At 38.3% G+C, this 10,759-nt stretch carries 14 protein-coding genes; all 14 read right to left on the bottom strand.

Features of this window, described 5'->3' with window-relative positions; genetic code table 11:
* Window positions 1-21 precede the first annotated feature (21 nt).
* The 14 genes from SJY09_RS11960 to SJY09_RS11895 all read right to left on the bottom strand — a co-directional run bounded on the left by SJY09_RS11960 (window position 22) and on the right by SJY09_RS11895 (window position 10,746).
* Complete coding sequence (locus SJY09_RS11960; protein ID WP_396635950.1) at window positions 22-507, bottom strand: hypothetical protein; 486 nt, start codon at window positions 505-507, stop codon at window positions 22-24.
* Complete coding sequence (locus tag SJY09_RS11955; RefSeq protein WP_396635949.1) at window positions 507-875, bottom strand: 3-hydroxyacyl-ACP dehydratase; 369 nt, start codon at window positions 873-875, stop codon at window positions 507-509. The genes SJY09_RS11960 and SJY09_RS11955 overlap by 1 nt, the downstream gene beginning before the upstream one ends.
* Before the next feature lie 31 nt (window positions 876-906).
* Window positions 907-1,452 (bottom strand): hypothetical protein, encoded by a 546-nt coding sequence (locus SJY09_RS11950; RefSeq protein WP_396635948.1) that lies wholly within the window; start codon window positions 1,450-1,452, stop codon window positions 907-909.
* Window positions 1,453-1,495: 43 nt separating this feature from the next.
* Entirely contained in the window at window positions 1,496-2,113 is a 618-nt protein-coding gene (locus SJY09_RS11945; protein WP_396635947.1) for an outer membrane lipoprotein carrier protein LolA, read from the bottom strand.
* Complete coding sequence (locus tag SJY09_RS11940) at window positions 2,106-2,882, bottom strand: polysaccharide deacetylase family protein (protein ID WP_396635946.1); 777 nt, start codon at window positions 2,880-2,882, stop codon at window positions 2,106-2,108. Before SJY09_RS11940 ends, SJY09_RS11945 begins: the two co-directional genes overlap by 8 nt.
* Window positions 2,876-3,943 (bottom strand): beta-ketoacyl synthase N-terminal-like domain-containing protein, encoded by a 1,068-nt coding sequence (locus SJY09_RS11935; RefSeq protein ID WP_396635945.1) that lies wholly within the window; start codon window positions 3,941-3,943, stop codon window positions 2,876-2,878. The genes SJY09_RS11940 and SJY09_RS11935 overlap by 7 nt, the downstream gene beginning before the upstream one ends.
* Window positions 3,940-5,139, bottom strand: coding sequence for a beta-ketoacyl-[acyl-carrier-protein] synthase family protein (locus tag SJY09_RS11930; RefSeq protein WP_396635944.1), 1,200 nt, complete (start codon window positions 5,137-5,139; stop codon window positions 3,940-3,942). The genes SJY09_RS11935 and SJY09_RS11930 overlap by 4 nt, the downstream gene beginning before the upstream one ends.
* A gap of 64 nt (window positions 5,140-5,203) precedes the next feature.
* Window positions 5,204-5,458, bottom strand: coding sequence for a phosphopantetheine-binding protein (locus SJY09_RS11925; RefSeq protein WP_396635943.1), 255 nt, complete (start codon window positions 5,456-5,458; stop codon window positions 5,204-5,206).
* Between the two features lie 4 nt (window positions 5,459-5,462).
* On the bottom strand, window positions 5,463-6,059 hold the full coding sequence (locus SJY09_RS11920; protein ID WP_396635942.1) for a 3-oxoacyl-ACP synthase: 597 nt from the start codon (window positions 6,057-6,059) through the stop codon (window positions 5,463-5,465).
* Window positions 6,060-6,065: 6 nt separating this feature from the next.
* Window positions 6,066-7,127: a methyltransferase gene (locus SJY09_RS11915; protein ID WP_396635941.1), complete on the bottom strand. Its 1,062-nt coding sequence runs from the start codon at window positions 7,125-7,127 to the stop codon at window positions 6,066-6,068.
* 49 nt (window positions 7,128-7,176) lie between these two features.
* Window positions 7,177-8,328 carry a beta-ketoacyl-[acyl-carrier-protein] synthase family protein gene (locus SJY09_RS11910; RefSeq protein ID WP_396635940.1) on the bottom strand — a complete coding sequence of 384 codons (1,152 nt, stop codon included), beginning with the start codon at window positions 8,326-8,328 and terminating at the stop codon, window positions 7,177-7,179.
* On the bottom strand, window positions 8,321-8,770 hold the full coding sequence (locus SJY09_RS11905; protein WP_396635939.1) for an acyl-CoA thioesterase: 450 nt from the start codon (window positions 8,768-8,770) through the stop codon (window positions 8,321-8,323). Before SJY09_RS11905 ends, SJY09_RS11910 begins: the two co-directional genes overlap by 8 nt.
* Complete coding sequence (locus tag SJY09_RS11900) at window positions 8,748-10,010, bottom strand: ABC transporter permease (RefSeq protein WP_396635938.1); 1,263 nt, start codon at window positions 10,008-10,010, stop codon at window positions 8,748-8,750. The genes SJY09_RS11905 and SJY09_RS11900 overlap by 23 nt, the downstream gene beginning before the upstream one ends.
* Window positions 10,003-10,746, bottom strand: a complete 744-nt coding sequence (locus SJY09_RS11895; RefSeq protein ID WP_396635937.1) for an ABC transporter ATP-binding protein — start codon at window positions 10,744-10,746, stop codon at window positions 10,003-10,005. The genes SJY09_RS11900 and SJY09_RS11895 overlap by 8 nt, the downstream gene beginning before the upstream one ends.
* Window positions 10,747-10,759 lie beyond the last annotated feature (13 nt).

Genomic DNA, 10,759 nt, shown 5'->3' with positions numbered 1-10,759 from the left:
AAGATACGTATAAGGGAGCCCCTAGAATAATTGCTTTTCGTTCTCCGAAAAAAGCGCTGACTTTGAACTATATTTTTTGATAATTTTTTTTAACGCTTCGTCTTCACTGGAATTATAATTTTTAAGAATAAAGCGTTTGTCGGCTTCGATTTGTTTGTTGTACCGTACAATTTTAGGAGCATTTTCTTGTACCGTTAGCCGAATAAAGTGTATTTCTAGATTGTTTGGTGAAGCACTTAGTGCAGACTCTAACAGTGCAACCCCATTTTTAAAAAATTCCTTTTTATGTTTAATCCCCTTGCTATGCTTTGCTTTTAAAGTGAGTACCGCTCCTTTATAGGCTAAAAAAATAGTATCGTCCGTTTCCTTGATGTCGGATAATGCTGAAAATAGGTTTTCTGTTATTTCAGGACTTTCTTCAGCTTTAGCATACTTTTCACGAACTTCGGAAAGTGATATTCCAAAGGGTAAAATACTTAAAAGAAGAACCAAAACAAACTGTTGCATTATGCCCTGTTTTTAAAAGTAGCACTCAATTTTAGTGCCAAGGTATCATCAAAGCTAACCGTGTTCTTTACTTTGATTTCATCACCTGATTCGGTGAGGTCCAATTTAAAATTTATGGTATCGTTTTTCTCAGGATTAATAACCGCCATAAATTTTACGTTCGAAGCTACAGAGAGCAAAAGTTTTTTGTTCAGTGCTTTTTCCGTAAATTCTTTAATCATTTGAATGACGCAAACGCCAGGAAGGACAGGGTGACCGGGAAAGTGACCCTCAAAAATCTCATGCGTTCTATTAAGTTTTACCTCGGCTTCAATATGCTTTTCTTGGAAGTCAAAATTTAATATTTCATATAAACCTTTTATCAACATAGCGTCTGGATTTTTTTGTACTGCTTACCTGCTATTCAAATGCTTTTAGCTCAATTTGAAGTTTCAAATTCTTGTGGTTGATCTGAATATGTTTTGCAATGTTATTACTTATTTCCGAGAACAGAAAAACCACTTTTTCTTTTTGCCCTCCAACCCGTGCAATGCGCTTTAATTGTCCTTTTCCATAGGTGTAAAAATGAGGATTTCCGTAAATAGTAGTGGCAGCTATGCCGTCGTTGCCGTTGGTATAATTTTTGGTGATTATGGCTTGTTCGTGAATCAAGGTTTTAAAATCTTTTTCAAGAATATTCAAGAGAATTTTGCGGTCCAGTTCTTTTAAAATCCGGTTTATTTTAAATTCTTCGTCAACAATTGAAAAATCAAAAATCGTATTCCCGAGTTCCGTGGTGAATACTATGCGATGTGCCCTAGCAGCTGATTTTTTTATAACCAGGATTCCTCCAAAACTAGTATTAAATATGTTGACCTTTGCCTTGTAAAGATAATCTTTGTTAGTGTCTGAAAAATATTCGTTAGTAACCGTGGTTGCGGTAAGATTCATAGCTGTAAATCCCATTTTTCTGGGATAGGAAGCGCACCCTACGAGTAATAGCGTAAGACTACTGATTAAAAACCGCATCGGGAATGGCTTGGTTTTCTATTCTATTGCTAAAAGTGATTTTGGTGTAATCATCACTAGGCTCGATCATCTTTACCTGTAGGACTTCACCGGTATCGGAAAAGTTAATATGAAAGGCTTTTATGAAGGTCGCAAATTGAGTATCCTTCGGTATAAAATGAACGGTGATTTTTCCATCTACCTTAAAATAAGAAATATAGAACTCTTCGGATATAAACATATCTCCGTTAATACTTGCCGTAATTAACTTATTCAATTGTTTAAAAAGCTTGTTGGAGCCTAAATCCATCGCGCTCTTATTTCCATCGTCATTAACGAATAGTTTTTCATTTTTGAACAATACACTGTAGGTAAAAGGAGTAGTGTATTCCCATTTAACTTTATCTGGCGCCATAAATGCCAGCTTGCCTTTTGATTCTATATCGTTGGAAAGAAAATCTAAATGCTTGTATTGTATAAAATTACTGGTTATGGTTTTTGTAGTCGCCGATTTTTCTTTCACTTTATTGCGTAGGGCTGCAGCTTCTTCTGCATTCATGGGTGTCTGCGCCTGAATAGTGCATGCTGTAAGTAATAAAATAAAAAACGCTTTATTCATATGCCGGTAATTGAAGGAGCTGGTCTACCGCGACCGATCTTAATTCTCTATCTTTCAAAAATAACAATAACTGTTCCAAAACAACTACGGTCTTATCGCTGGTGTCGTGTAAAAGCACAATATCTCCCTTGGCTACCTTAGAAGTAATTCGTTTCAATACCCTTGAACTATTCCTGGGTGTGGTGTCCAAAGAGCGAACACTCCAACCTATAGTGTCTAGTTTTAGTTGTTTTACCGCTTTTTCTATACTTGGATTGGTAACAGCAAATGCAGGACGGTAGAATCTCATTTGTTTTCCAATCAATTCCTTTACTATGGTATTTGTTTTCTGAAGCTCTTGAGTCACTTTTTGTGAACTGAAAAACCCAAAAGACTTGGAATGTGAATAGGTATGGTTGCCAACAGTGTGCCCAGCTTTAATAATAGCTTTGAACAGCGCTGGATGCTCTTCTATATGCTTGCCAATACAGAAGAAGGTGGCTTTGGCGTTGTGATTTTCCAAAAGACTCAGGATTTTAGGAGTAAACTCGGGATGTGGGCCATCATCAAAAGTAATGGCGATATCGTTCTCAATATTGTTTTTATTGGAATGGATCGATTTAAAATGATAGTTCCATCGAATTAGAAAAGAGCCGCATAGTGTAATTAAGAACCAGATGAGCGTTACGAGTGCAAATGCCCACCAAGGAATAGTATGATAAAAAGAAAATAGGGCCAATACAATCAAGGCGATTAAGGCAAAGGTGTTTATGGTTTTACGCCTTAACATTTTTCAAGTAGTACTAGACTGTGGTTTTTTCCTCGGTATTGGTTGTAGATTAAGATTCGTTCAGGGCTAGTGGTTTTAAGCGTATTTAATTGAAGAACTTCCGGAACGGATCGTTTCTTGAATATTTTGTTAGCTACCCAAAATGCAAATGCGGTAGCGGTATCATATTCTCCCGATAAATGCTTGTACGCTATTTGTGAAACGTTCTTAAAAAGACCTTCACTTAAGTGATGATAAAACGTATCGTACTCCGAATCTCCATTATTTCCAAGAACCACTATATCTATATGTTCCAAGGGAATATTTACTTCAGTTAAAAACGAGGTAATAGCCTGGCCAACTTCCGACAAACCTAAAGTGTTATAGGTGCGCACAGCTACTAACTTGGAATAGGTAGTATCTTGTTTTTCGTTGGAGAGCACAAAGAAATGAGCACCTTCTGCGATAACGCAGCCTTTGGTTTTAGCACTTAATACGGCTTCATTGGATATGGGTGCCTCTTTTAAATGTCCTATTAAACGATGGGTTTCCACATGGTGGTTTACCATTTCATCAACTCCGCCCACTAGAATATTTGTGGCCTCATTGGTCTCCAATTGCAGCTTAGCATCCCATAGGCTAGATTCAAAAGAGACATTTGCGTGTACATATGTAAAATTATAGCCCTTGCAGCCCATAGCGAGCGCTATTTGGCCAGCTACGGTATTATGAGAAGATTGTATGAAACGTGTTGGGGTAAGGTATTGTTCATCGTTATCAATGATATCGCTTACAAATTTTTCTGAGTCTCCTAGGCATCCCAAACCTGTGCCGACAATAATTGCGTCTACATCTTCTAAACCCGCTTCCCTTAAAGCCGTTTGGGAACTAACCGTGCTCATTTTTATACCCTTGGCCATTCTTCTGGCTGCTGCAGGAGGAATATATTCTTTATAATTAGGGTCAACTACTTTTAATGTGGTGGCATTGTAGGTTACGATGTCTTCTAAGAACGTAGTAGCGTCATGCGTTTTTTGAACGGAAACGGAACCAATGCTATTGATGTAAACCGATTTTTTCATGCCTCTTTAGAAAATATTAAAGTGGAACAATTGCCTCCGAACCCAAATGAGTTGGAAAGCACGGTTTTAATTTCTTTCTTTTTTAATTCGGTTTGAGGGACCAAATTAAATTCCTTCATTGGTGTTTTAAAGTTCAGATTGGGATAGACCACATTATGCTGAAGTGCCAGAATAGAGTAGATAGCTTCGACTCCCGCAGCTACTGCTAAGGTGTGTCCGGTATAGGCCTTTGTAGAACTAAAGTCTGGAACGTTTTCTCCAAAGACACGCTGCAATGCCCTTCCTTCAGAAAGGTCATTATTCGGTGTGGCCGTGCCATGTGCATTCACATAGTCTATGGCAGCGGGTGCTAAGCCCGCAACTTTAAAAGCTTTTTCCATAGCCAGTACGGCACCGTCCCCATTTTCTGATGATGCGGTTTGGTGAAAAGCATCGTTTGCGTTGCCATATCCTTTTACGTAACCTAGGACTTTTCTGTTTTCCTTAGCCACTATGTCATCGGACTCCAATACCAGAAAGGCTGCGGCCTCTCCAAGATTAAGCCCTTTTCTATCTTCATCGAACGGACTGTTGTACGTATCCGACAAGATCATTAATGTCTTAAAACCGTTAATGGTAAATTTTGATAGGCAATCCGAACCTCCTACTACTACACGTTCTAGTTCTCCGGATTTTATCATCCTTGCCCCAAGCATTATGGCATTTGCAGCAGAAGAACACGCCGTACTTATAGTGGTGACAAAACTTTTTTCAAGACCTATGGCTTCCGCTATTTTTTGGGTAGAATCTCCTGCATGTAGCCCATTGATATGTGCCCAATGGGTATCTCTTTCAAAATAGTCGTAGAAATATTGCTCTGCCTTATCCATTCCCCCAACGGTAGTGCCGGATATAAGTCCTGTTCTATATGAGGAAATATCGGTAATACCTGCTTGTTGTAGTGCCTCTCTGGCAGCTAAGATCCCTAATATAGGCGTTCTGGAATAGGTGTTAGGTTTAAGGTTTAATTGTTGCTCTAATTCTTCATTGGTAGCGGCAACTTCACCTACCATGATTTCATTTTCATGAACCGTTTTAATCTTGGTAATCTTAGAAATCCCGGATTTACCAGCTATCAGGGAAGCATAATTTTCCGCCACATTGTTTCCAATAGCAGAAATCATTCCCATTCCCGTGATCGCAATTCCTTGGTTCATTGAAAGCATTTAAACAAAAGCCAGACTATTATCTTGACTTTCAGTATGGTATTCTAATATTGATTTAAGCCTTATTCGCCGTAATGTAGGCAGCCATAGTATCTATGGACTCAAAGATATTTCTTCCCTCTTTGGGGTCGGCCAATTTTATACCGTAATCCTTATCTAGCATTACAATAAGCTCTAGCGCGTCAATAGAATCTAGACCAAGACCATCACCAAAAAGTGGGTCATTGTCCGCAATTTCATCAACAGAAATATCCTCAAGATTCAATTGCTCTATAATCTTTTCTTTCAGTTCTAATTTTAAGTCGCTCATCGGTCTAATATAATCGGTTTATTTCGGTAGTGGAATGTACAAAAATACCCTTCTTTGCTACAACATACAAAAATGCGTCATATTTTCCATGATCAACATCTACCCATCCGCAAAGCACCTTTTCTGCCTTATTGTTATGGAGTAAATTGCTAGAATAGGAATGTAAAATAGATGGGGAGAATTCATCGAATATATAAAAACTATTCTCTGAAAATAATTTGTGTTTAATACTTATTTCACCCAAACAAATATTTGGTAGTGTATAAACGAACACGGAGGGACTCGGATAATATTGAGTTGGGTCTTTAATGGACTTTTGATGCTTTCTGTCGGTATCTAAACTTGCCGCCCTGTTAGATAAAACCAGGGCCATATTCTTCTCTTTTTCTGTTTTTAAAAGCACATCGGCAGCAATGAAAGCGAGTTTACTTAGATTATCCATTTTAAAGAACTTAACATAATCTATCTGTAGTTTTTTATAGGCAGATTTCATGACCGATTTAAAATCGGTTTCTTCACTTTTGAATATGGTTTTTCCATTAAGACATATTTCACCATCTCTAATATGGCAGTAGTCTTGTATGTAATACGGGTTCTCCAAATAGACTTATATCTTTTTACATACGAACAAGGTATGGAATTCACCTAAATTAACGTCCTCTTTTATTTCCAAGCCCGCCTCGTTGGCCAGAGCAATGAGTTCTGTTGCTTTGTACATTTTACTATTACCGTTTGCAATTGCCGTAAAATATAGCGAGGTGGCTTCTAGGGTAAATTTTGCATTTCCAAACTTTTGCCGGTCTGTATAGGTTTCTATAATGATGAGTTCCGTATCGGAATCCATCGCTCTTACCGCTGTTTTTAAGATTTTTAAAATCTCCTCCTTGGAAAAACAATCTAGGAACTGGCTCATCCAAATTGTATCAGCTCCCGTGGGAATTTCTGGATTGTCGGACAACCAATCTATTTCCGTGCCGCTAACCCTATCTCCATAACCTTTCTCCGCCGTATTGTGCAAGGCTTTTTTTAATTGCCCCGGTAAATCAAAAATCCGAATATTTATATCTGGATCATACGAACAGCATTGAAGCGCAAATTTTCCCGTATTTCCACCAATATCATATAATAATTTTGGCTTATGCCTAAAAACCAATTGCAGTGCTTCTTCAAAGATACCATCGGAGTAGAAGTGGTCAAACGCAAACCAGGATTGTTGCACATGTGGTTCAAGTTGAGAAAGCCCTTCATAAACGGTTTTCCAGTCTCCTAGCTCTTTTAAGCCAGAAGGTTTTCCTTCTTTTATGGCATCCTGTAAATGAAAAAGCCCTTGGTAGCATACGTCTTGGGTAAAATTCATATTAACCTCGGTCATTGGATTATAACTTAGGAAATACCCAATTTTGGTCAATTCGTATTTACCATTTTCATCTAAACTTACAATATCCGCACTTTCCGCAATTTCTAAAAGCACACTCAACCCATACACTGTTAAAGATAGTGCATCGGATATTTCGGATAAGGTAACTCCACCTTTAGCGTTATTTCCAAAAATATAATCAAAAACGCCAAGCTTTTTTAGTGAGACCGTAGTTTGAAAAACAAATGGAGCAAAAGCGATTTTTTGCGCCTCTTGTAACGCATCTATGGCCTTTATATTTTTCTTTGACATGCTAAATGAACAATTTTATCGGCGAATTTAATACTATCCCGTTTATTTTCTAGTATTCTTGAAGTTTTTGAAAGATTACTGCAGTATTACAGCCTCCAAAACCAGAAGCTGTCTTTAAAAAAGTATTGCAGTTCTTGGAGACTGTTTTTTGTATGATGTTTAGAGGCATTGATACTCCTAATTCTTGAAACCCCTTGGAGGCGAATAATGTATTTTGATGTAGGGAATACATGCCTATAATAGTTTCTAGTAATCCAGAAGCTCCTAGTGTATGTCCAAAATATCCTTTTAAACTGTTTAAGGGGGTTTTTTCTAGTCCAGCTCGGTTAAATGCAATCGCTTCCATTTCATCATTAAAGGCTGTAGCGGTTCCGTGAGCTGAAATATAATCTATCACTTCAGCCGAATGTCCTGAATGTTCCAATGCAACCTTAATACTTTTGTATAGACCTTCTCCTGTTCTTGAAGGACCTGATATGTGATTGGCGTCATTACAGGAGGCTTCGCCGATTACCTCGACTGATTCCGGTATTGTTTTTTGTGAATCTTTCGTAACCAGAACGCTGGCAGCTACTTCACCGATATTGATACCAGTTCTTGTTTTACAATACGGTCGACAGGGTTCCTCACTTAAAGCTTGAAAAGCGTTAAAGCCAGAAAGTATAAACTGTGTCACTAAATCGCCCCCTACAACAAAGACGTGATCGTAGGTTCCTTGTTGAATAAAACGTTTGGCGGCAGCAACTCCCAACACTCCAGAAACGCAGGCGTTAGAAAGAACGATGGCTTTGTTTTTAAAACCGAAGAACTCTTGAATTTTGGTGCCAAGTGTGCCCAAATAAGCACGCTCTTCAGGAAAAGGGTTGCGTTCTTCTAAAACATCAATGTTTCCCTTGGTGGTAGAAATAATAAGCCCAACCCGTTCCGTAAGTTCAATGTTAGCTTTTGATAGAGTGTCGGACAAAGAAACCAAGAGCATTTGCTCTAGCCTTGTATGGGCTTCCTTTGGACTTAATTTATGGTACTCTTCCAGTAACTGATTTTGGTCAATTCGTGATGCATAAAAAGGATGGGGAAGAATACGTTTGTCTTCTAAAAGCTGTAAGCTAGAAACTTCATTTTTTATATTGGTAATAGCCGCTTGGGTATGAAACCCATAGGCTGAAACGATATTGTTATGTGAAAGGTAAATCTTAGCCATCCAATAAACCAACTTTTTCTTTCCAATCCAAGAAGAATTCTGGGATGACCAAGGATAGATTTCCGTGGAGCTCAACAAAAACCTGTACCGTCTTTCCCGTGCAGACCACTTTCCCTTCCGGATTTAGAATTTCATACTTAAAAATCATTTTGGCTGCGGGAGAATCAATGTAAGTTGTTTTGATTTCAGCAACATCGCCATATTTTAAGGGTAGCTTATGCTCACAGGCAGAACTAACGATAGGTGTCGAAAAATTATGCTCTTTTTGGTCTAGATAAGAGATGCCATGATGCCTGCCAAAAGCTTCTCTACCATCCTCAAAATATTGAATATAGTTCCCGTGCCAAACAATACCCAACGGATCTGTTTCTGTAAAACGAACCCGTACTTTACTGGTAAAGCTTATTTCCTTTTTTCCGTTAGACTGCATTTTTTCTTTCATTGTATACGATAGCAATAAGGCTTGTTCCTATAAAAAACAGAAACAGGAGTGATATTTCCGGAATGATTTCTAAAAATCCAACATTGCGCAAAAATACGTCATAAAAGGCATTTAGTCCCCAATTCATAGGTGATACATTAGAGAGTATCTGCATGAATTTCGGCATAGCAAATACAGGAACCCAAACACCTCCTATGGCCGCTAAAATAACTACGAAAGTTGCTCCAAAAGGTGCGGACTGTTCTTGGGATTTGGCAATCGTACCTAAAAGTAGTCCTAGGCCTACTGCCGCCAATCCTGCGAAAAACGCAACAATAAAGAGTAGGTGTAACCTTCCTGAAACCTCTAATTTTGGAAGGTCTATTAAAGGGAATAAATAGATGCCAAGTAAAAGCATTAAAGCAAACTGTAATAAGGCCACCGCTAAAAAAACTAAGGCCTTGCCACCTAAAACAGTGGCATAGGAAACAGGTTGAGTTCGCAGGCGAACAAAAGTACCCTGATTTTTTTCCTTTACCATGTTTATAGATAAGGGCAGGATTATAAAGAAAATGGCAAATAGTGTCCAGGCGGGTATATTATGTTGTGTAGAATTGGGGATGGATGCTTGTTTGTCCGTATTTGGAATAATTTCTTTAAAGGAAATAAAACTTTCAGTTTCAAAAAGGGGTTCGGTATCGTCTTCTCCTATTTCTTGCTGAAAGGCTTTGTAGATAGATTGATTCTCAATTTGCGCAATCATCTTGTCGATATTATTACGTACAGAACTTTTGAAGGATTGTTGACTAGCGGGGTCAAAATATAATCTAATTTCTTTATTCGCTATTGGATTGTTCGGAGCCATCTCTTCTCCTACACCGAATTTGGCTAAAATACCTTCTACATTCCTAGCTATTTTTAATTTCAAATCTTTAGAAAGATCCTTGGGAAGAATGACCGCTAGTTGATACGTTCCCGTCTGCACAAGATGTTGCGCCTTACCCTCATCACCCTCTACAATTACCTCAAATAGCTTAGTGGCGATTAAGCTTTCTTTGACCTGGTCTGAAACCGTACCCTTATCCCTATCAACAAACAGAATAGGGATTTTGTTTTCCTGAATAATTTTAAAGGTATTGTCCTGAATAATGGTAATGGTGATCACCAAAAGTAGTGGCATTATAAATAACACTGCCAAGCCACCTAAGTCTCTGGTTAGCAATAAAAGCTCCTTGTGTGTGGAAACCCAAAGTTTATGCATGGTCCCTAAGCGCTTTACCTGTTAATGCTAAGAACACATCCTCTAGATGTGCTGCGCCCTTTTGATTGTTCACCAGGTCTTTTGGTGTGCCCACACCTACTAATTTGCCATGGTCTATAATGCCAACACGCGTACAGAAATGTTCTGCTTCGTTTAAATGATGTGAGGTATAAATGATAGTTGTGCCGGTATGATTAAGTTGCTTCAAAAAATCAATAATAACGGTTTTGGACTGCACATCCACCCCAACTGTGGGCTCATCTAAAAAGAGCACTTTAGGTTTGTGAAGGATACTGGCTATTAGATTTATCCTTCTCTTCATACCACCGGAATAGGATTGTATTTTTTTGCGCGCAAATTCGGATAATCCTAGAATACTTAGATGCTCTTGTACTGAATTTTGGAATTCTGGACCTTTTAACCCGTACATGGCCCCAAAGTAATTAAGATTTTCTAAGGCCGTCAAAGAAGGGTATAAGGCATATTCTTGTGGGACGATACCTATGTGTTTTTTTAGTGTTTTTTTATTTCCAGAATAGTCTAACCCATCAATGCTAAAGGAGCCAGAAGTAGGTTTTATAAGCCCACTTAACATTGAAATAAGGGTGGTTTTTCCTGCTCCGTTGGGTCCTAATAGCCCAAAAATTTCTCCAGCAACGATTTCCAAATCAAACTCTGAGACCGAATAATGTTCGGCTTCTTTATATTTTTTAGAGAGTTGATCGATTTTAATCATATGATTTTATCAC

It is taken from the genome of Maribacter sp. R77961 (assembly GCF_044594925.1).
Taxonomy (GTDB): domain Bacteria; phylum Bacteroidota; class Bacteroidia; order Flavobacteriales; family Flavobacteriaceae; genus Maribacter.
This window is presented reverse-complemented; position numbering and strand designations above follow the sequence as displayed.